This is a genomic window from Marivibrio halodurans, assembly GCF_017963645.1.
In the GTDB taxonomy this organism is placed as follows: domain Bacteria; phylum Pseudomonadota; class Alphaproteobacteria; order UBA8366; family Aestuariispiraceae; genus Marivibrio; species Marivibrio halodurans.
Map to the genome: position 1 here is coordinate 95,332 of NZ_JAGMWN010000002.1, position 19,117 is coordinate 114,448.

19 protein-coding genes, 1 tRNA gene and 1 riboswitch are annotated in these 19,117 nt (G+C 66.4%); of the genes, 11 read left to right on the forward strand and 9 right to left on the reverse strand.

The features are described from left to right. The first annotated feature begins 60 nt into the window (after positions 1–60). Positions 61–744: a transglutaminase-like cysteine peptidase gene (locus KAJ83_RS04940; RefSeq protein ID WP_210680924.1), complete on the forward strand. Its 684-nt coding sequence runs from the start codon at positions 61–63 to the stop codon at positions 742–744. A gap of 94 nt (positions 745–838) precedes the next feature. On the opposite strand, the gene KAJ83_RS04945 is transcribed toward KAJ83_RS04940, so the two are convergent. After that, positions 839–2,119, reverse strand: a complete 1,281-nt coding sequence (locus KAJ83_RS04945) for an MFS transporter (RefSeq protein ID WP_210680925.1) — start codon at positions 2,117–2,119, stop codon at positions 839–841. Positions 2,120–2,239: 120 nt separating this feature from the next. On the opposite strand from KAJ83_RS04945, the gene KAJ83_RS04950 reads away from it, so the two are divergent. After that, entirely contained in the window at positions 2,240–3,016 is a 777-nt protein-coding gene (locus KAJ83_RS04950) for an AraC family transcriptional regulator (protein WP_246484255.1), read from the forward strand. A 49-nt stretch (positions 3,017–3,065) separates the two neighbouring features. On the opposite strand, the gene KAJ83_RS04955 is transcribed toward KAJ83_RS04950, so the two are convergent. Continuing rightward, complete coding sequence (locus tag KAJ83_RS04955) at positions 3,066–3,446, reverse strand: hypothetical protein (protein ID WP_210680927.1); 381 nt, start codon at positions 3,444–3,446, stop codon at positions 3,066–3,068. 372 nt (positions 3,447–3,818) lie between these two features. Continuing rightward, a complete protein-coding gene (locus KAJ83_RS04960) occupies positions 3,819–4,355 on the reverse strand; it encodes an invasion associated locus B family protein (RefSeq protein ID WP_210680928.1) in 537 nt (178 codons plus the stop codon). A 589-nt stretch (positions 4,356–4,944) separates the two neighbouring features. Here KAJ83_RS04960 and KAJ83_RS04965 point away from each other — a divergent pair. From KAJ83_RS04965 to KAJ83_RS04975, 3 genes are all read left to right on the forward strand, one after another. Continuing rightward, a complete protein-coding gene (locus KAJ83_RS04965; RefSeq protein WP_246484256.1) occupies positions 4,945–5,571 on the forward strand; it encodes a sigma-70 family RNA polymerase sigma factor in 627 nt (208 codons plus the stop codon). A gap of 7 nt (positions 5,572–5,578) precedes the next feature. Next, positions 5,579–6,364 carry a ChrR family anti-sigma-E factor gene (locus tag KAJ83_RS04970; protein ID WP_210680929.1) on the forward strand — a complete coding sequence of 262 codons (786 nt, stop codon included), beginning with the start codon at positions 5,579–5,581 and terminating at the stop codon, positions 6,362–6,364. Between the two features lie 292 nt (positions 6,365–6,656). Beyond that, positions 6,657–8,309, forward strand: coding sequence for a phosphoenolpyruvate carboxykinase (locus KAJ83_RS04975; protein ID WP_343221947.1), 1,653 nt, complete (start codon positions 6,657–6,659; stop codon positions 8,307–8,309). 214 nt (positions 8,310–8,523) lie between these two features. Here the strand turns inward: KAJ83_RS04975 and KAJ83_RS04980 are convergent, their stop codons facing one another. Then, the gene (locus KAJ83_RS04980; RefSeq protein ID WP_210680930.1) at positions 8,524–9,510 is read right to left on the reverse strand and encodes a 2-hydroxyacid dehydrogenase; all 987 of its coding nucleotides are present in this window, start codon (positions 9,508–9,510) and stop codon (positions 8,524–8,526) included. A 242-nt stretch (positions 9,511–9,752) separates the two neighbouring features. Between KAJ83_RS04980 and KAJ83_RS04985 the strand changes: the two genes are divergently transcribed. The 4 genes from KAJ83_RS04985 to KAJ83_RS05000 all read left to right on the forward strand — a co-directional run bounded on the left by KAJ83_RS04985 (position 9,753) and on the right by KAJ83_RS05000 (position 12,200). Then, on the forward strand, positions 9,753–10,403 hold the full coding sequence (locus tag KAJ83_RS04985) for an SH3 domain-containing protein (protein WP_210680931.1): 651 nt from the start codon (positions 9,753–9,755) through the stop codon (positions 10,401–10,403). Between the two features lie 78 nt (positions 10,404–10,481). After that, positions 10,482–11,660: a cell division protein ZapE gene (zapE, locus tag KAJ83_RS04990; protein WP_210680932.1), complete on the forward strand. Its 1,179-nt coding sequence runs from the start codon at positions 10,482–10,484 to the stop codon at positions 11,658–11,660. A 42-nt stretch (positions 11,661–11,702) separates the two neighbouring features. After that, a tRNA-Leu gene (locus KAJ83_RS04995) sits at positions 11,703–11,789 on the forward strand. Positions 11,790–11,969: 180 nt separating this feature from the next. Further along, a complete protein-coding gene (locus KAJ83_RS05000; RefSeq protein ID WP_210680933.1) occupies positions 11,970–12,200 on the forward strand; it encodes a YrhK family protein in 231 nt (76 codons plus the stop codon). A 799-nt stretch (positions 12,201–12,999) separates the two neighbouring features. Here KAJ83_RS05000 and KAJ83_RS05005 read toward each other — a convergent pair. Next, positions 13,000–13,683 carry a FecR family protein gene (locus tag KAJ83_RS05005; protein WP_210680934.1) on the reverse strand — a complete coding sequence of 228 codons (684 nt, stop codon included), beginning with the start codon at positions 13,681–13,683 and terminating at the stop codon, positions 13,000–13,002. 199 nt (positions 13,684–13,882) lie between these two features. Then, positions 13,883–13,991, forward strand: a riboswitch (cyclic di-GMP riboswitch). Between the two features lie 20 nt (positions 13,992–14,011). On the opposite strand from KAJ83_RS05005, the gene KAJ83_RS05010 reads away from it, so the two are divergent. Further along, entirely contained in the window at positions 14,012–14,503 is a 492-nt protein-coding gene (locus KAJ83_RS05010) for a hypothetical protein (RefSeq protein ID WP_210680935.1), read from the forward strand. Between the two features lie 117 nt (positions 14,504–14,620). Beyond that, positions 14,621–15,115: an MmcB family DNA repair protein gene (locus KAJ83_RS05015; protein WP_210680936.1), complete on the forward strand. Its 495-nt coding sequence runs from the start codon at positions 14,621–14,623 to the stop codon at positions 15,113–15,115. Positions 15,116–15,146: 31 nt separating this feature from the next. Here the strand turns inward: KAJ83_RS05015 and moeB are convergent, their stop codons facing one another. The 4 genes from moeB to KAJ83_RS05035 all read right to left on the reverse strand — a co-directional run bounded on the left by moeB (position 15,147) and on the right by KAJ83_RS05035 (position 19,057). Continuing rightward, positions 15,147–15,953 (reverse strand): molybdopterin-synthase adenylyltransferase MoeB, encoded by an 807-nt coding sequence (gene moeB, locus KAJ83_RS05020; protein WP_210680937.1) that lies wholly within the window; start codon positions 15,951–15,953, stop codon positions 15,147–15,149. Between the two features lie 23 nt (positions 15,954–15,976). Continuing rightward, positions 15,977–16,942, reverse strand: a complete 966-nt coding sequence (gene cysK / locus KAJ83_RS05025; RefSeq protein WP_210680938.1) for a cysteine synthase A — start codon at positions 16,940–16,942, stop codon at positions 15,977–15,979. A 79-nt stretch (positions 16,943–17,021) separates the two neighbouring features. After that, positions 17,022–18,425: an exonuclease domain-containing protein gene (locus KAJ83_RS05030; RefSeq protein WP_210680939.1), complete on the reverse strand. Its 1,404-nt coding sequence runs from the start codon at positions 18,423–18,425 to the stop codon at positions 17,022–17,024. After that, positions 18,422–19,057 carry a DUF938 domain-containing protein gene (locus KAJ83_RS05035; RefSeq protein WP_343221948.1) on the reverse strand — a complete coding sequence of 212 codons (636 nt, stop codon included), beginning with the start codon at positions 19,055–19,057 and terminating at the stop codon, positions 18,422–18,424. The genes KAJ83_RS05030 and KAJ83_RS05035 overlap by 4 nt, the downstream gene beginning before the upstream one ends. Between the last annotated feature and the right edge of the window lie 60 nt (positions 19,058–19,117).

Consider the following 19,117-nt stretch of genomic DNA (forward strand, 5'->3'; position numbering starts at 1 on the left):
GGCAAACTATAGGTAACGCGAGGTCCGTTCCTTGTGTGCTTGGCAGGAAGAGTGGGTACGATGCGCGCGACGATGATGCAGCCGAAACAGCTTGTCCACCGGGCCCGCCGCGCCGGCCGTTTGTGCCTTCTGATCGCGGCGCTCGCCGCCGCCGGGGTTGCCGCGCCGGCCATGGCGGCGGGCTATAAGCTGTTCGGGACCAACGAGATACAGTCCGACTCGTTGGAGAAGTTCAACAAATGGACCGAGGCCCTGTCGCGCTACGACGACGAAAAGGGCAATGAACTCGACGTCTGTCAGCCGAGCGCGAGCGAGAAGTGCCATGTCGCGCGCTGGCGTATCTTCCTGAAGCAGATCGCCGGCCGGCCGCCGATGGAGCAGTTGCAACTCGTCAACGAGTATCTCAACAAGTGGCTCTATGTCATCGATCCGGTGAACTACAACAAGAAGGACTATTGGGCGACGCCGCGTCAGTTCATGTACCGCAACGGTGATTGCGAGGATTACGCCTTCGCGAAATACGCCTCGCTGGTGCATCTCGGTTTCCCGAAGGACAAGATGCGCATCGTCGTGCTGAACGACCTCAACTTGAAGATCCCGCACGCGGTGCTGGTGGTCTATATGGACGAGACCGGCTATCTGCTCGACAACCAGATCGCCAAGGTGATCGAGGCCAACCGCGTCACCCACTACAAGCCGATCTTCTCGATCAACGAGCAGCATTGGTGGCTGCATCGGGGCTAGCATCGCGGAGTAGGGCCGGATAGGCCCCGCGATCGGTCAGCGGCCCGGCGGGGCGCGCGGCGTTTCGACGCGGCCCCGATCCGATCCGCCCGCGCTACTCCGCCGGGGTCGGCGCCGGACGCGGCCCGTCCAGACGGCGGACCAGCGTTTCGTTCCCCTGGTCGGGGTGGCGCGGGACCATCAGCGCCAGGATCAGCGACACGCACGCCATGGCCGAGCCGATATAGAAGACCAGCCCCGGATCGTTCAGCCAGATGAAGCCGAAGGCCGCCGGGATGCCGACCGCGGCGATATGGTTGATGGTGAAGCTGACGCCGGCGGTGGAGGCGATGTCCTTCGGATCGGCGATCTTCTGGAAATAGGTCTTGATGGCGATCGCGAAGGCGAAGAACAGATGGTCGAGGATATAGAGCCCGGCCGCCCAATATTGGTCTTCGACGATCGCGTATCCGGCGAAGATTCCGATCAGCCCGCAATATTCGAAAATCAGCGCCGCCCGTTCGCCCAGCCGCGCGATCAGCCGGCCGACATAGGGGGCGACAAAGATGTTGGCGATCAGATTGATCATGTAGAGCAGCGTGATCGCGCTCACGTCGTAGCCGAACTTCTCCACCATCAGGAAGGCGGCGAACACCATGAAGATCTGCCGCCGCGCCCCGCCCATGAAGGTGAGCGCGTAGTAGAGCCAATAGCGCCGACGCAGGAAGAGGCTCTTGGTTTGCATCTCCGGCGCCTCGAAGCGCGGGAAGTAGATCTTGCAGAAGACCGCGATCGCGAGCGTGAACAGACCCGCGCCGACATAGAGCGGCTCGTAACCGAGCGACAGGCCCCAGCCGTCCGTCGATATGCCGATCAGATCGCCCAGCAGCGTCAAAGGCTTGTCGTCGAAGGTCAGCATGATGACGATGAAGACGGCGAGCGTCCCGGCGGAAGCGGCCATTAGCTGCTTTGAGAGATGCTGGGCCGCGTGGCGTTTCTCCACCAGTTGCAGCGTCAGCGACTGGTTCATCGTTTCGTAATAGTGATAGCCGACCGACATGATGAAGGTCGTCCCGTAGAACAGCAGTTCGCTCGGGAAATAGCCGGTGAGCGCCGTGCCGATGCCGAGTAGCGCCAGCGAGACGAAGGCCAGGTTCTGTTCGCGGATGAAGGGCAGCAGGAAGATCGCCGCGAAGCTCAGGAAACCGGGGATTTCCCTGATCGACTGAAGGAAGCCGATCTCCTTTCCGGTGAAGGCCGCGCGTTCGACCGCGAAGTTGTTCAGCAGCGCCATCCAGCCGTTCATGCTGACGGCCATGGCGCAGGCCATGATAACCAGCATCGTCTCGGGCCGGCGCAGGAGGGACGGGCGCTCGCTCGGCGCCGATTGGGTCATTGTCTTCATGGCGCGGAGAATAGGCCTGACGGGGGCGGCTGTCTTACGTTACTCTGCCATGTGATGTTGCGAATCGGACAACCTCGACCCTCTGTGCCTCCCGGGCTTCCCCGGCCCGTCATGGTGCGCGCGGAAGAGCTGGAGCCCGGCTATCGCTATCCGCCGCACAATCATCCTTGGGGGCAACTTGTCTATGCGCTGGATGGTTCGCTCACGGTGGAAACCGAGGCCGGAAGCTGGCTCGCCCCGCCGCAGCGCGCGGTCTGGGTGCCGCCGAACGTCGACCATGCGGTCAGCGCCACCGGGCCGGCCTCCTTCCGCAGCCTCTATTGCGACATGGAGGCATCGGCGACCTTGCCCGACCGGGTCACGGTGCTGGAGATCGCGCCCTTGCTGCGCGAACTGATCCGTGCCTTCGCGGCGTTTCCCGAACGCTATGATCGGGAAGGGGCGGAGGGGCGGCTGGTTGCCGTGGTGCTGGACCGCTTGCGTTCGGCCGCCGCGACGCCGGCGCCGCTTCACCTGCCGCTGCCGAGTGATCGACGCCTGCATTCCGTCACCGCGGCGCTGATCGCGGACCCGGCGGATGGGCGGGGGTTGGAGGTGCTCGCAACCGGTGCGGGGGCGAGCGTGCGGACGCTTGCCCGGCTATTCCAGCGCGAAATGGGAATGAGCTTCGGTCAATGGCGCACGCGCCGCCGTCTGATCGCGGCGATCGAACGGCTGGCCGACGGAGTGTCGGTCACGACCGTCGCCTATGATTTGGGCTATGAAAGCCCGTCGGCCTTCGTCGCCATGTTCCGGCGCGAAACCGGACGCACGCCGGGCCAATTCCTCGACCGTCCCGCCGCCGTGTCGCGCGCGTCCGGGGTGCGCGCCGACGGGCGCCACCCCTGATCGCCCCAAATCACGCATACGGGATGGCCGCTACGGAAGGTAAGGGGGATCAGGCCTCGCCCGCGCGGATTTCGGCGCGCACGGCGAGCGCCCGGGCGAGCAGCCCCTCATAGCGGTCGCCCCAGGGGGCGCGCGCGGAATCGAGCCGTTCGCTTTCCAGCATCTCGATCACGGAATCGAGCGCGTCGCGCGGACCGTCTGTCTGGGCGCGCGTCAGGATTTCCTCCGTTCCCCGAAGCCGGCGCAGCGAGCAGGTCAGCCGCAGATCGCACTCGTCGAGTGCCCGCGCGATCCGCTGCGTGTATTCCGCCATCCCGTCGACGGCGATCTTGGCCCGCCGAAGGTTCGCGGATTGCCTGTCGATGGCGGTTTCAAGCGCGCGCATGGCCGCGGCACTAGAGCGCGGCTCCCATTGGGGCGTGGGGGGCATGACCGGTATCTCTTCTCCTGGACGAGGGGTGTATACGGACCCTAGAGCATGATGAGATCATATGGACCCACTCGAGGTCGTTTTTCCGGGTTTCCGGCAAGAAGAGGGCGCGCGGGCGATGTGGTTCATCGTCAAGCGGCCTCGACGCGGTCCGGGGGCCCGGAAAACAGACCGAAGGCGCCGCTTGCGGCTCCCTGGTCGTCGTCGCGACGCGCTTCCGATGCCCCGCATCACCACGCGCGGCGCTCCTAGCCCAAGAAACCGAAAGCGGCGTCTCGGATGGGTCCATATGATCTCATCATGCTCTATAGCACGGGCGTCCAGATCTGCTGTGGTATCCGGGTGGCTCCGCCGCGTACGTCATGACCGGTGTCAATTCACGCCGCAGGCACGGTTTATCGCATTGTTCGCGTCGGTGAAGCCGCGCAGGGAGTAGGTGTCCTTTGTCGCCGTCCCCCGGGAGGAGGTGCCGCGCACGACCATGTCCAACCCGGCGCGCATGGCGCGGACGATCCTGGGGTCGTCTTCCCGCCGGGCGAAGGCGCCCTCGCCGTCGGTGAAGAGTTGAAAACTCTGATCGCCGATCTGGACGGTGACGGTGCTGTTCTCCTTGATCGGATAGCCCATGACGAAGCTGACCTCGCCGATCCGCTCATCGGAGGGTCGGTGGATAACGAAGGCCCAGATGTCGCCGCGCTGGGTATAGTCTCCCTCGTCCTTCTGGGGCTTGGAGTACATCGAGCACATCTTCGCGCCGTCCTGCTCATAGGTGTGCGCGGTCCAGTCCCGGAATTGGCCGAGAACCTCGTTGGCGCGCGCTTGCGGGGCGGCCCCGGTCCATAGGGCCACGCAGAGGGCGGCTCCGGCCGCCAAGAGGCCCGTCGCGCGAATGGGGCGCGTCGCTCGCATACCATATCCTCCTGTCTTGCTCGTCATCCGTTCCTCGTTCCGATGCGTCGGGAATATCGGCTATCGACTCGAATGGCCGCGTCCCGGCTTTCCCGGGAGTATCGGCCGCCGTATCTAGTGCCATGATATGGGCTACGCCAGTAGATTGACGAAAAAATGGCCAATACACCATGTCCCGCCGGAATACCGGCGCCAAGGGCGCTTCCCGATTGATCCATGCCCGATTGATCCATGATCGTGACGCCCGCGTATGATTTCCATGATGCTGGATATCATCGAACATGAACGCCGGGAAACGCGTTTCCCCACAAGGCATGCCCGGGAAATTTCCCGGGAAGAGCCCCGCGATTTTCAGGGCGATCACCAGGGGGACCGCTGCCGGCGCGCGACCTCCGGCGATCATTTCGCGCGCGACCCCGATCCGATCCTTGCGGTCGAGCCTTGCACTTGTCGGACATGTGGGCAAGATCGGACCGAAGGGCGCGGAAAGCTGCCGGCCGGTCATGTCTGCGATGTTCGCGAAGCGGATGCAGAGGGCACGTCGGTCGCGGCGCCGGCGCCATCGGGGAAGTGGGCGACGCGGGCGAGGATGAAAACGACCGGCACCGGCAACGCCGAACAGGAAACCGAGAGGGCCGCGGCCGATCGCTCCGAGCCGGTCGAACCGGGGCCGGAGGAACACGCGGCGTGGATGCGCGCGGTCGCGCAGGAGCGCTCGAAGGTCGCCTTCGCCCGGCTGTTCGACCATTTCGCTCCCCGGATCAAGGCCTATCTGGTTCGCAGCGGCTCCGACATGGGGGCGGCGGAGGAACTCGTCCAGGAAGCGATGTTGATCGTGTGGCGGCGTGCGGAAAGCTTCGATCGCGCCCAGGCTTCCGTGGCCACTTGGATGTTCACCATCGCGCGGAACAAGCGGATCGACGCCTATCGCCGAATGAGCCGGCCGGAACTCGATCCGGACGATCCGGCGCTTGCCCCCCAGCCGGAGCCGATGCAGGACGATTCGGTGGGCGCGGACGAAACCGCCCAGGCGATTCGAACGGCGATCGCGGATCTTCCGGAGGAGCAGGCGGAGATGCTGCGCCTCGCCTTCTACGAGGACCTCGCGCATAGCGAAATCGCGGAAAAGACCGGCCTACCATTGGGGACGGTGAAGTCCCGTCTCCGGCTCGCCATCGGGAAGATGCGCGGGCTCGTGGATGATGATTTGAGGTGAGTTGAGAATGGCGGCGACACAGTCCGATAACCGGAAGTCCGCGAACGTCGATCGAGAGGCCCCCGGCGCGGCTCCCACCCATCACTTGAGCGAGGAACTGCTCCTGGACTACGCGGCCGGCGTGACCGACGAGGCCGTCGGCGTGCTGATCGCGACGCATCTGACGCTCTGCCCGGTCTGCCGGGCGCGCGCGGATCAACTCGATGCGCTCGGTGGCGTGATGATGGACAGGCTGACGCCCTCGCCGCTGAGCGAGGATGCGTTCGACCGGTTGATGGCGCGTCTCGACGCGGATGCGCCGGGCGATGACGCCCCGCTGCGTCACGACATCGATATGCGGGCGCCCGGTGGCGGACGCGATGGGCGGGGCGGTGACGATGATGCGCTCATGTCCGGGGGGGGCGCATCGGATGCCGTCCTGCCGCGCGTGTTGCAACGTTATGTCCCGGCGCGGGTCGAGGATATCGATTGGACACCGATCGGCCTCGGCGTGCGACGATTCGACCTGTCCATCACGGGACGCTCCCGCGCGACCATGCTCTATGTGCCGGCCGGCCGGGCCGTGCCGCAGCACACGCATGAGGGCAATGAATATGTTCTCGTCCTGCAAGGGGCCTTCACGGATTGCTGCGGGCACTTCGGGCGCGGGGATGTCGGGATCGCCGATTCCGACCTCGATCACCGCCCGGTGGCGGAACTCGGACAGGATTGCATCTGCCTCGCCGTTACGGACGGTCCGCTTCGGCTGACGGGGCTTCTCGGCCGGGCCTTCAACCGTTTCGTGAAATTCTGAGACGACACGCGCCGGATGCCTGCCCGGCTGGCGCATGCGCGTCCTTCCGGTGCGGGAAGCCGGTGACGTGAATCTGTTGATCCCTCCCTTGCCAAGGGGTATTGACCCCGGGTCGGTGTCGGATGCGGGGTGTGGCGCCCTTTGATCTGGCCAAGCGCGGGACGCGCCTTATACTCATTCGCACTTACGCGTTCGAAACGCCCTCATGCGGCGAGGCGGCGCGGGTCCCGCGGCGTGAGCGTAGCCGAAGGCCGCCTAGCCGGAGTTCCAGGCCCCATGAGGCGGGCCGGTGGTGAATGAGGTCCGGTGGCGGGTGAAGGAGGAGGAAACCTTGTCGTCGCAGCATCGGGTCACGGGCGCGCCCAGCGCCTTCGGGTTGGATAATCACGGCATCATCAATCCAGGCCCCACTCATTGGAATCTCGGCGCGGAGGCCCTCTACGAGGCGACCGTCCGCGGCGGTCTCGGCACCGTGACGGTCGGCGGCGCGCTGACTGTCGAAACCGGCACCTATACGGGCCGATCCCCGAACGACAAGTTCATCGTCGACGAGCCCGCGAACCGCGATCAGGTCTGGTGGGGCGCGGTCAACCGGCCGATGGAGGAGAAGCGCTTCGACCAGCTTCATGCGCTGACCGCCAGCTATCTTCAGAACCGCGATCTCTATGTCCAGGATCTCCACGCCGGCGCCGATCCGGAACACCGGCTGAAGGTGCGCGTCGTTTCCGAGAGCCCATGGCACAGCCTGTTCGCGCGCAACATGTTCATTCGTCCCGCGCGCGGAGATCTCTCCGGGTTCGAGCCCGACTTCACCATCCTTCACGCCCCGAACCTGCAGGCATTGCCCAGTCGGGACGGCACCAATTCGGAATGCTTCGTGCTCGTCAACCTGGCGAAGCGCCTGGTGCTGATCGGGGGTACGCGCTACGCGGGCGAGATCAAGAAATCCGTCTTCTCGATCATGAACTATCTGCTGCCGGCCAAGGGCGTGTTGCCGATGCACTGCTCCGCCAATATCGGCGAGGCGGGCGATGTCGCGATCTTCTTCGGACTTTCCGGCACCGGAAAGACGACCTTGTCGGCCGACGGCACGCGGCGCCTCATCGGCGACGACGAGCATGGCTGGTCCGATAACGGCGTCTTCAATTTCGAGGGCGGCTGCTACGCCAAGGTGATCAAGCTGAACCCGGAGATGGAGCCGGAAATCTGGGCCACCACGCGGCGTTTCGGCACGATCCTGGAGAATGTGGTCTTCGACCCGGAAACCCGCGAGCTCGACCTCGACGACGGCACCTTGGCGGAGAACACGCGGGCAAGTTACCCGATCGATTTCATCCCGAATATAGAGCCGGCCGGCCGGGGCGGACAGCCCAAGAACATCGTGATGCTGACGGCGGACGCCTTCGGTGTGCTGCCGCCGATCGCGGAATTGACGCCGGAGCAGGCGATGTATCACTTCCTCTCCGGCTATACCGCGCGCGTCGCGGGGACGGAACGCGGCGTGACCGAGCCGCAGGCGACCTTCTCCACCTGTTTCGGCGCGCCCTTCATGCCGCGTCATCCGACCGTTTACGCCCAGATGCTGCGGGAAAAGATGGCGAAGTCCGGTGCGCGGTGCTGGCTCGTCAACACCGGCTGGTCCGGTGGCTCCTACGGCGAAGGGGAGCGGATGTCGATTCATCATACCCGGGCGATGGTGCGCGCCGCGATCGAAGGCAAGCTCGCCTCCGTCGCCAAGACGCCGGACGAGAATTTCGGTCTCTTCATTCCGGAGAACTGCCCCGACGTTCCGGCCAATGTGCTGCAACCGAAGAAGACCTGGCAGGACGGTGGCCGCTACGACGAGGTGGCGCGGAACCTGCGCGGCCTTTTCGAGAAGAATTTCCGGCAGTTCGAGGATCACGTCTCCGACGACGTCAAGAAGGCCGGAATCTACGCCGCCTGATCCGGGCCCGTGGGGCCGTGAAAAACGAAGGCGGCGGTCCCGGACGGGCCGCCGCCTTTCGGTTCCGGCCCGCACCTCCGGTCAGAATCCTGTGCTCTGGTCAGAACCCTGTGCTCTGGTCAGAACCCTGTGCTCTGGTCAGAACCCTGTGCTCTGGTCAGAACCCCGTGCTCTGGTTAGAACCCCGTGCTCTGGTTAGAATCCCGTGCTCTGGTCAGAACATTGTCTCGATCACGCGGTCGGGTGGGTTGTGGCCGTCGACGAAGGTCTTGATGTTGATGATGACCTTCTCGCCCATGGCGACGCGCCCCTCGATCGTGGCGGAGCCCATATGGGGCAGCAGCACCGCGTTCTCGGCCTTGAGCAGCTTGGGGTTGATCTTCGGCTCGTTCTCGAAAACGTCGAGGCCGACGCCGCCGATCCGGCCCTGGGTCAGGGCCTTGACCAGCGCGTCCTCGTCGATCACCTCGCCGCGGCTGGTGTTCACCACATAGGCATGCGGCTTCATCAGCGCCAGCCGCCGGCCGTTCAGCAGGTGAAAGGTGGCCGGCGTGTGCGGACAATTGACCGAGATGATGTCCATATGCGCGATCATCTGGTCGAGCGAGGACCAGTAGGTCGCCTCCAGCGCCTCCTCCGTTTCCGGAGCGACGCGGTTGCGGTTATGGTAATGGATGGAGACACCGAAGCCCCGCGCGCGCCGGGCCACCGCCGTGCCGATCCGGCCCATGCCGATGATGCCGAGCCGCTTGCCCCAGATGCGGTGGCCGAGCATGCCGGTCGGGCTCCATCCCGTCCATGCGCCGGACCGGACCAGCCGTTCCCCCTCCACCAGCCGGCGTGGCACCGCGAGCAGCAGCGCCATGGTCATGTCGGCCGTGTCCTCGGTCAGGACATCGGGGGTGTTGGTCACCATGATTCCGCGCTTCTTGGCGGACGGGAAGTCGATATGGTCGACGCCCGTGCCGAAGGACGCGATCAATTTCAATCGTTCGCCGGCCGCCGCGATCACATCGCGGTCGATCCGGTCGGTGACCGTCGGGACAAGGACGTCGGTCTCCGCGGCCGCCGCGATCAGCTCGTCCTTGCTCATCGCGCGGTCGTCGAGATTGAGCGCGCAATCGAATAGCTCCATCATCCGTGTCTCGATGATGTCGGGCAGCTTGCGGGTGACCAGAACCTTGGGTTTCCTGTAACTCATCGCCTCGTCGCTTTTTCCTCCGGGCGCGCTCCATGCGGGTCCCCCCGAGGGAACCGCGAGAAACCCGGGCTCACCGCTTGTGGAAGCGCGCGATTCGGGCCATTTTCCCAGAATGCGGCCGGGTGTCCGATCGCGCGCACGCGCCCGTTATAGGCGTTCAGGTACGCGCGAGCCAGAGGCAACCGACGGGTCGCTTGCCGCTTTCATGGCGGGTGGATCGATCGAAAGAGGGTTAACAGCCGATGCGCGCCTCCGACTGGCGCCCGGCCGATCGCGACCGGGCCGAGGCATGGATGGACCGCACGCCGGGCGTGATGCCGGCCCGCCGTCGCCTGACGGCGGTCGTCTTCATGCTGGTTTTCCTGGCGGGCGGGGCGATCGGGCTCGTCTGGCTTCCGGGAGTGATCGGGCCGGGGGCGGCGGTCGCTCAGAACGCGACGCAAGACACCGGCGCCGGCAGCGATGCGAATGCGGCTGGGGCGCCGGGGGGGGCGGCGCGGCGCATGGTTTCGCTCGATTCCAGCGAGGTGAATGTTCGCACCGGCCCCGGTATCCGCTTTCCCGTGAAGTGGGTCTTCAAGCGCCGCTTCATGCCGCTGGAGGTGCTGGCGGAATACGAGACCTGGCGCAAGATTCGCGATTGGGAGGGTGCCGAGGGCTGGGTCCACCGGGCCATGCTCTCCGCCCGGCCGACGGTGCTGGTCATCAAGCCCGAGGTCACCATGCGCCGCGCGCCGGAGGAAACGGCGCCGGCCGTAGCCCGTCTCGCCGACGGGATGGTCGGCCGCCTCATCGGGTGCGGCGAGCAGGGCTGGTGCCAAATCGACGCCGCGGGCTATGAGGGCTGGGTCCGGCGCGAGGGGCTGTGGGGGGCGCTCTCCGGCAGCGGGTGAGGGGGCGTTCCCCCGCACCCGGATACGCATGGGGTTCGCCGCTTTATCTCCCGCGCATTTGCGCTTATGACGGACGGCATGTCCGAAGGCCCCCTTTTCCAATATCGCCAGTTGCGCCGGGATGGCGCGATCAAGGCGGATTCCGTCCAGGAACTCGCGGCCGAGAAGCTGCAGAGCCTGCATAACGCGCTCAAGGGCTATCGCCCGGAGAAGGGCGGCGGCGGGCTGAAGGCCCGGCTCGGCCTTGCCCGCCGGCGGCAGGAGCCGCCGCAAGGCCTCTATCTCTATGGCGGGGTCGGGCGCGGCAAGTCGATGCTGATGGACCTCTTCTTCGAGGAGGCCCCGGTCGAGCGCAAGCGGCGCACCCATTTCCACGAATTCATGCTGGAGGTGCACAACGCCCTTCATGCGCGGCGCAAGGCGGGCGGCGGCAAATCCGACGACCCCCTGCCCAAGATCGCCGCCGAGGTGGCGAAGGAGACATGGCTGCTCTGCTTCGACGAATTCTTCGTCACCGACATCGCGGACGCGATGATCCTGGCCCGTCTGTTCGGGGCGCTGTTCGACGAGGGGGTGGTCGTGGTCGCGACCTCCAACTGGCCGCCGGACGAGCTCTATAAGGACGGCTTGCAGCGGGAGCGCTTCCTGCCCTTTATCGATATCCTGAAGGAACGGCTGGATCTCCTTCACCTCTCCTCCGAGACCGACTACCGGATGCTGCGCCTCAAGGCGATCAAGACCTATTGGGCGCCGCTCGGCGCGGCCGCGTCCAAGGCACTGGCGAAGGCCTTCGCCGATCTGACCGACGGCGCCCGGGCCGAGCCCGAGACGGTCGAGGTACGCGGTCGCACGGTGGCCGTCGCCAAGGCCGCGCGTGGCGTGGCGTTGGTCGATTTCCACGAGCTGTGCCAGAAGCCGCGCGGGGCGGAGGATTATCTGGGCCTCGCGCGGGCCTATCACACCATCGTCCTCGATGGCGTGCCGCGGCTGTCGGCCGATCGGCGCAACGAGGCCAAGCGCTTCATGACGCTGATCGACGCGCTCTATGAGCACCGCTGCAATCTGATCATGGCCGCCGACGCGGACCCGCCCGACCTCTATCGCGAGGGCACGCATGCCTTCGAGTTCGAACGCACCGTCTCCCGCCTCAACGAGATGCAATCGGCGGAATACCGCGACCTCCCCCATCGCGACGCCCCGGCACCGGGAGAGGACGCCGAAGCCGAACCGGAATCCAGGAATGAAAGCGCGGAATAGCGGTTGAACCGACGCCCGCGCCGTCCTAATAACGGCACCGAGGCCCCTGTGGCGGAACCGGTAGACGCGGCAGACTCAAAATCTGTTTCCCGTAAGGGAGTGGGAGTTCGAGTCTCCCCGGGGGCACCATTTCTCCTGACGTCGAACTGGCGCTCCAGTTTTGGTTCGACATCCCTTCGGGATGGGGCACCACCTTCTCGTTCTGATCCAGGTCTTTTCCTCCTCTCCCGAATCCGGGAGCGTGCGCAGTCGTGGTCCGGGGAAGCTGGATGCCGCCTCCGGGCGCGGTTGCCGTGAGAGGAGGGAATATTGCGCAAGGCACTCAAGATCCTGGTTAAGGATTTCGGTTGGATTCACCTGTCGCTAGGCCTGGGCGGCAATCTCGCCTTCTTCGTCGGCAGCGTCTTTTTCCTGCCCTCGCTGGAAGCGTTCAAGTTGGCTGGAATCTGGCTCTTCATCATCGGTTCCTTCTTCATGTTGATCGGGGCGCTGGGCGAGTTGCTGGTGCGGCTCTGGCGCGAGGAGGACGAGGGAGAATGACCCTGCCGTCCGAGGCCGCTTACATTGTCCCGCACCGCGTTCCTTTTCCGGCATGCCGATTGCCGTGCCATGGCACGGCTGCGGGCATTGGGAGGGGCGCGGCGGGAGAGGCGCGGCCATGGATGCGATGTTGGGCACCGATATCTTTACCGATCCGGTCATGAGGCCGCGCCTGAAGGCGCTCTATAACAAGCATTATGACGTGTCCATGCCCGCATCGATGCCATGGAGGCGCGCGGCGGCGCGCCACGCGCGATGACGGCGCGCACATTAAGCGCGGCGCGATATCGGGCGGGGATTCCGGATTTCGATTCCCGGCTCGATATACAGGCGCGGGTCTCCCCCATCGCCATGTCGGGAGCCACGGGCGACGCGATCGAGCGCGCGGAGCAGCGGATCGCGCATCTGATGGCGACCGATCCCGACCCCCGTCGAGCGTGCATTCGGTCTTTTCCGGCGGTGGTCGGATGATGGGCTATGTCCGGGTGGACGGCACGCTGGTGACCGATGAAAGGGGCGCGCGGGAACTTGCCCGGTATTACGACGGTCTTTCGGTCAAGATCTATGACACGACCCCATGCCGAGCCGCCGCGCCTTCGCCGAGACGTGGTATCCCGGCCACGATGTCGGCGCGCATCATGCCGAGGCCTCGCTGGAGGCCAAGCAGGATATGGAAAGCGCGCGCGCCATCGCGCGCAGCAGGAACGCCTCGCCGAGATGCGCGATTTCCTGTTGGGCCGGATGGAGACCGCGCGGAGCGCCGCCGGGTGACCTGTCCGGCGCGCCGCCTGGGCGGCGATTATTCGCCGGGAAAGGCGACCGTCACGATATTGCGTGCGATGCGGTTCGCGTCCCAGCGCGCGGGCGTGTCCGGCATCGGTGCCTCTGGGTCGGTGATGACGATCCCGTCGCCCGGCTCATCCAACGCGATGCTGCCGCCGGCCGTCTCGATCGACACCAACCCGTCGTCGAGCAGCACGACCGAGAGCGCGCGCCCATCCTGATAGCCCCAGAAGTCCGTGCCGCGAATGCCGATCGTCGCGATCGGGGTTTCCACCCGCATGCTTCCCTGCTTGCCGAGCGCGCCGGAAACCATGCGGAAGGCGCCGTGCATGACCGTCAGCGTGGCCGCGCCGACGCCGGTGTCGGGATCGTAGATCAGGCTGTCCAGACTGACCACCGCCGCTTCGCCCAGCGTCAGCACAGACCCGTCATCGAGCCGGATCGAGGCGCGGCCGGATGGGTCGGTACGCAGGCGTTCACCGGCGTGGACGGGTGCCTCGGCTTCCAGGTCCCGGCGCTCCGTCAACGTCTCCGCCCGGACAGCGGGGTGCAGCCGCGCGACCGTTCCGATGGCCGTGTCCTCCGCCGCCGCCCGCGGCAATGCCGGAAGGCAGGTCCCGATCAAAAGGGCGGCGGTCAGGCAGATGGCGCGCGGAAGCGCCGCGCGCGCCGCCGTCATTCGATTGCAGAATGCCCTCATCGCGGAAATCCCCCCATAAAACGCTTGTCGATAAAACGTCCGAAAGACCGAAAATATCGCCCCACGGCGCCACATGCCCCCGGGCATGCCCGCCGGTCAAGCGCCGATCGCGTTCGTGACCATGCTGTGACGCCAATCACTGACGCGCGGTACCCGGTTCCTGTTGACTGGTGGTATCGAGGCGAGGGCTGGCGCCCTCGACCCGAAAGGGCAAACCGCCGGAAACGGCGGGACGCAAAGTGACCGGCCTTAGGCCGGGCGCCCCGAAAAGAGGGGGAGGGCCCGGCGATGGCGGCGGCACTGCCGAAGGAAGAGGACGACCGCCGCGATGCGCGCCGAATATATCATCGCCGCCACCTTGATGGGTGCCGCGTTGGCCGTGCCGGCGGTCCTGGTGGGCGTGATGGGGGATGTGATTCCCGGCCTCTCCCTTGAGGGGCGCGCGCGCGGTAATGGCGAGGCCCCGGCCCTCACGCTTACCATTCCGCCGGTCATGGTTCCCGATGCGCGCGGTGTTCGGGGGGGCGCGCCCCGTACCGTGGTGGTGGAACTGGATCTGCGCGGCCGCGATGCGGCCGACCGCGTTTGCAAGGCACATCCCCGTCTGGCCGATCGGATTCTGGAGCATATGCAGGATGACGGGCGGGGGCCGACCGGCCCGCGTGGTAACGATACGCGCCTTGCCTGGTTGCTCGACCGGACGCTCGGGGCGGTCGAGATCGAACGCGCCGCGGTTGTCGAGAGCGATGACAAGCGCCCGCGCACCTATGACCGGCCGCTCTATCGCTGCAATCAGGGCAGCGCTTGGCCAATGCCGTAGCCGACTGTCCGGTATGCCCGAATATCGCGGCCCCGGTGGGGCTCGACAGCGGCCGATCGTCCCGGCATTGTTCCCCCTTCGATCCGCTTATCCCATGCCTCCACGGGACCGACGGCCATGCCAGCCGATTCGACATATGCCGACGCGCCGTCGGGCGAGGGCGATCCCGCGCCCTTCGACGGGCGGCCGGCGGCTACCGGCGCGGTTACGCGCGGGACGACGCGCCTGTTCCGGGAGCGTGGCGAGGCCTGCTTGCTGGAGGTTATCCTCAAGACCGGCCGGCGCGCCGATATCATGGCGCTCGACCGGTCCGGCGCGGTCACTATCCTGGAGGTGAAGTCGGGTGTCGAGGATTACCGTGCCGACGGCAAGTGGCGGGACTATCTGCCCTTCTGCGACCGGTTCTATTTCGCGGTGCCGATCGGCTTCCCGGTCGAGATCCTGCCGGACGAGGTGGGGTTGGTGGTGGCGGACGCCTATGGGGCCTCGATTGAACGCCCGGCGGCCGAGGGCACGATGAACGCCAGCCGTCGCAAGGCCCTGATGCTGCGCTATGCCCGGCAGGCGGCCGAACGGCTGATGCGGATCGGCGATCCGTCGGCCGGGCTCTGAATCGCGGCATCTCCGTTGGGAAAAGGGTGGGTCAATCCGCCTGCGGTGCCGTTATGCGCGGATGGTCGCCGCACAGCGGACACTCGGGATCGCGGCGCGTGCGGATCGTGCGGAAGGTCTGGTCGAGCGCGTCGAACAGCAACAGCCGCCCGGCCATGCCGGTGCCGAGTCCCAGCAGTTCCTTCAACGCCTCCACCGCCTGCAAGGTCCCCATCACGCCGGCCACCGCGCCGAAGATGCCGACGGTGTCGCAGCGCAGCACCAGGTTCGGGTCCGGCGGCGTGGGGAAGAGGCAGCGATAGCAAGGAAAATTCTCTCCCTCCGCGTTCGCCGCATAGGCCTTGTAGGTGGAAAGCTGCCCTTCGAAGCGCACCAGCGCCGCGCTGACCAGCGGCTTGCGCGCGAGATAGCAGGCATCGTTCGTCAGATAGCGCGCGGCGAAATTGTCGGAACCGTCGACCACCAGGTCATAGTCGGAGACGAGGTCCATCGCGTTCGCGGCGGTGAAGCGCGCGCGATGCTCGATCACCTCGATCTCGGGGTTGAGGGACTCGATGCGTTCGGCCGCGCTGCGCACCTTGGCCTCGCCGACCGTATCGTCCGCATGGATGATCTGGCGTTGCAGGTTGGTGACGTCGACCACGTCGTGATCGACGATGCCAAGCGTTCCGACCCCCGCAGCCGCCAGATAGAGCAGCGCCGGCGAGCCCAGCCCGCCCGCGCCGATCACCAGAACCCGGCTGGCGAGCAGCTTGAGCTGCCCTTCTTCCCCGACCTCGTCCAGGATGACGTGGCGGGCATAGCGTTCCAGTTGCGCGTCGCTCAGATCGTTCGTCATGCCTGCCTCGCCGGCTTGCGCCCTCACACGCCCTCGAACAGGGCGGTGGAGAGATAGCGCTCGGCGAAGCTCGCCAGGACGACGACGATGCGCTTGTCCTTCATGTCGGGGCGCTCCGCCACCTCCAGCGCGGCGGCGAGCGCGGCGCCGGACGAGATGCCGCAGGCCAGCCCCTCCAGCCGGGCCGCGCGCCGGGCGGTTGCGAAGGCGGTCTCGTTGGCGATGCGCAGAACCTCGGTGATGACGCCTGTATTGAGGATCTGGGGAATGAACCCGGCACCGATGCCCTGAATCTTGTGCGGGCCGGGCTGTCCGCCGGAGAGGACGGGGCTGTCCTCCGGCTCGACCGCGACGACGCGCAGATAGGGATTGCGTTCCTTCAGCACTTCTCCGACGCCGGTGATCGTGCCCCCGGTGCCGACCCCGGCGACCAGCACATCGACCTTGCCGTCGCAGTCGGTCCAGATTTCCTCCGCCGTGGTGCGGCGGTGAATCTCGGGGTTGGCGGGATTGACGAACTGCTGCGGCATGACCGCGCCGTCGATTTCCCCGATCAGCGCCTCGGCGCGCGCGATGGCGCCCTTCATGCCCTTCTCCGCCGGGGTGAGGTCGATTTCGGCGCCGAGCAGCTTCAGCATCTTCTGCCGCTCGACCGACATGCTCTCCGGCATGGTCAGGATCAGCCGATAGCCCTTGGCCGCGGCGACGAAGGCCAGCGCGATGCCGGTATTCCCCGAAGTCGGCTCCACCAGGACCGTCCGGCCGGGGGTGGCGAGACCGCGCTCCTCCAGCTCCTCGATCATGGCCAGCCCGATCCGGTCCTTCACGCTCGACAGCGGATTGAAGAATTCGAGCTTGGCGACGATGTCCGCCTCGACGCCCGCGTCCTTCGCCAGCCGGTCGAGACGCACCATTGGCGTGCCGCCGATCGTCTCCAGAATGGTGTCGTGGATATGCCCGCGCGCGGGCGCCGCCTTGCCTGCCGTCATGGGATGTTCGGTCCGTTTCCTTCGTCGCGTTTCCGCCCTGCCCGGACTGTACGCCCTTTGCTCCGCGCGGCAAGACGGCTCATGCCGAAAGCGCGGCCTCGCGCCGGTCCAAATAGGCCTCGATCGCGTCGAACAGCGGGTCGTTCCCTTCCGTCTCCCGCAGGGTGGCGAGGTCCGCGCGCGCGGCCGGCAGGGTGGTCCAAGGGACCTCCGCCGCCTCCACCAAGCGCTCGCGTTTCCAGGCGTCGAGCTTCGCCACCGTTCCCGCCGGCAGCGCATGGGGGCTGTCGAAATAGACGATGCGCCGGGCGAAGCTGGCGAGGCGCTTATCCTCGAACTGGCCGATCAGTTCCTGGCGTTCCTCCGGCGGGGCGTCGCGGAAGCGCGCCATCAGCGGTTCGTCATGCCGGGGGATGAAGCCGTCATAAAGCCGTTCCTCCACATGCGGGCTCGGCTCCCGGTCAGCGAAACGCTTGCTCATCGCCTCCAGGATCTTCTGGCGCAGCCGCCCATTCGCGGCGAGGCGCGCGGCCCGGCGATGCCATTCCGCCTTATCGAGGGTCGGCAGCCGCGCGAAATAATCCTCCGACGCCACGTCCAGCGGCACGGCATAGGGTTGCGCGTTGAGGCGCATCGGCTTGATCGGCTGGGCCGGGTCGGTGCCGATCAGGCCGATCAATTCTTCTAGGGGGTGGGCGGCCAGATCATCCGGGTCGGTGCCGAGGTCGAGGACCGCGGCCTCCGACTGGAACGTGCCGATCAGACTGCCGGCCCATGCGGACAGCGTGTTGAAGCGGTCGACATGGCCGGCGGCGAAAACCGGGTTGTCGCGCATCAGACGCTCCGCGTTCTGCTTCGCCGTGTTGTCGAGCATGGCATGCCAGACGGCGGGCGATCGTTCGCGGATCATGGCGGCGAGCTCGGCCGTCTTCTCCACGTCGTAGAGCGCGTCATGCGCGTCGGCCGCATCGAAGGCGATGCCGTTGGCTGCCGCCAGGGGGCCGAGCTTGAAGCTGGGCCTGCCCGAATCCGTCATCGGCAGGTCGATCTCTCCCGGACGGAATAGCCAGACCGCACGGGCGAACCGCATCGTATCGCCGCGCCGGTTGCCGTGCTTGTTGGTCAGATAGGGATCGAGCAGGCTCTGGAAGCGCGCATGGCGCAGCACGCTCTCGTCGAAGCCGAGGGAGTTGTGACCGATGAAGATAGCGGGGCCGTACCGGCTCGCGAACCGCTCGAAATCCGCCATCAGGTCCCAGTGCCGCGTCTCCGGCTCGTCGAGCCGGTCGGGATGGAGATGGGTCACGTAAAGCGCGGTCGGGGAAGGGACGACATGCGGCATCAACCGGCAGCGCGCGTTCATCCGCGCGTCCGGCACGGGTCTCAGATCCGGGTCGCACGCGACGGCGCCGATCTGCAGCACCTGGTCGAAGCCGATGGCGAGGCCCGAGGTCTCGAAATCATAGAACAGGAAATGGGTCATCGGCGGAAGACGACGATCAGGTTGTTGGCCGGCATGGGCACGACGGCGGCGAGGGCGAGGCCGGCTGCCTCGGCCTCCGGCGCGACCTCCCCCTCCAGGTCGCGGACGCCCCAGGCCGGGTTCCGCTCGCGCAGGGATTCGTCGAAGGCCTCGTTGGTGTCCGCCGTGTGACGGCCCTCGCGGCGATAAGGACCGTAGAGGATCAGCGGCGCCCCCGCCGGCAGCAACCGGCCGGCGCCCGCCATCAATCCCCGTGTCGCCGCGAAGGGGGCGATATGGATCATGTTGGCGCAGAAAATCGCGGCGACATCGCCGGGAAGCTCCGACCACCACGCGTCCCGCGTCACGTCGACCAGAAGCGCGGGCGCGATGCGCGCGCAGCCGGTGTCGCGGGCATGGGCATCGATCGACGCGCGCGCCCCGTCATCCAGATCGCTCGGCTGCCAGCGCAGGCCCTCATTCAGGATCGGGGCGAAATGGGCCGCGTGTTCGCCACTGCCGCTGGCGATTTCCAGTACGGTGCCGTGCGTCGGAAGCTCACGCGTCAGGACAGGCAGGATGGCATCGCGGTTGCGCAGGGCCGCGGGCGCGTGTCGGCGCGGGTTCGGGGCGTCGGGATCGGGGGCTTTCACGCGTGTGAACTCCTTGCAGTCGCTGTCGTCGCGGGGTGCTGAATGCCGCATTGCGGCGAA

Bases quoted from the DNA above. Each gene is read 5' to 3' on its own strand.
- zapE (WP_210680932.1), top strand. From the start codon at position 10,482: ATGTCCGAAGGCCCCCTTTTCCAATATCGCCAGTTGCGCCGGGATGGC.
- cysK (WP_210680938.1), bottom strand. From the start codon at position 16,942: ATGACGGCAGGCAAGGCGGCGCCCGCGCGCGGGCATATCCACGACACC.
- KAJ83_RS05015 (WP_210680936.1), top strand. From the start codon at position 14,621: ATGCCAGCCGATTCGACATATGCCGACGCGCCGTCGGGCGAGGGCGAT.
- KAJ83_RS05010 (WP_210680935.1), top strand. From the start codon at position 14,012: ATGCGCGCCGAATATATCATCGCCGCCACCTTGATGGGTGCCGCGTTG.
- KAJ83_RS04980 (WP_210680930.1), bottom strand. From the start codon at position 9,510: ATGAGTTACAGGAAACCCAAGGTTCTGGTCACCCGCAAGCTGCCCGAC.
- KAJ83_RS05030 (WP_210680939.1), bottom strand. From the start codon at position 18,425: ATGACCCATTTCCTGTTCTATGATTTCGAGACCTCGGGCCTCGCCATC.
- KAJ83_RS04950 (WP_246484255.1), top strand. From the start codon at position 2,240: ATGGTGCGCGCGGAAGAGCTGGAGCCCGGCTATCGCTATCCGCCGCAC.
- KAJ83_RS05005 (WP_210680934.1), bottom strand. From the start codon at position 13,683: ATGAGGGCATTCTGCAATCGAATGACGGCGGCGCGCGCGGCGCTTCCG.
- KAJ83_RS04955 (WP_210680927.1), bottom strand. From the start codon at position 3,446: ATGCCCCCCACGCCCCAATGGGAGCCGCGCTCTAGTGCCGCGGCCATG.
- KAJ83_RS04940 (WP_210680924.1), top strand. From the start codon at position 61: ATGCGCGCGACGATGATGCAGCCGAAACAGCTTGTCCACCGGGCCCGC.
- moeB (WP_210680937.1), bottom strand. From the start codon at position 15,953: ATGACGAACGATCTGAGCGACGCGCAACTGGAACGCTATGCCCGCCAC.
- KAJ83_RS04945 (WP_210680925.1), bottom strand. From the start codon at position 2,119: ATGACCCAATCGGCGCCGAGCGAGCGCCCGTCCCTCCTGCGCCGGCCC.
- KAJ83_RS04960 (WP_210680928.1), bottom strand. From the start codon at position 4,355: ATGCGAGCGACGCGCCCCATTCGCGCGACGGGCCTCTTGGCGGCCGGA.
- KAJ83_RS04965 (WP_246484256.1), top strand. From the start codon at position 4,945: ATGAAAACGACCGGCACCGGCAACGCCGAACAGGAAACCGAGAGGGCC.
- KAJ83_RS04985 (WP_210680931.1), top strand. From the start codon at position 9,753: ATGCGCGCCTCCGACTGGCGCCCGGCCGATCGCGACCGGGCCGAGGCA.
- KAJ83_RS04970 (WP_210680929.1), top strand. From the start codon at position 5,579: ATGGCGGCGACACAGTCCGATAACCGGAAGTCCGCGAACGTCGATCGA.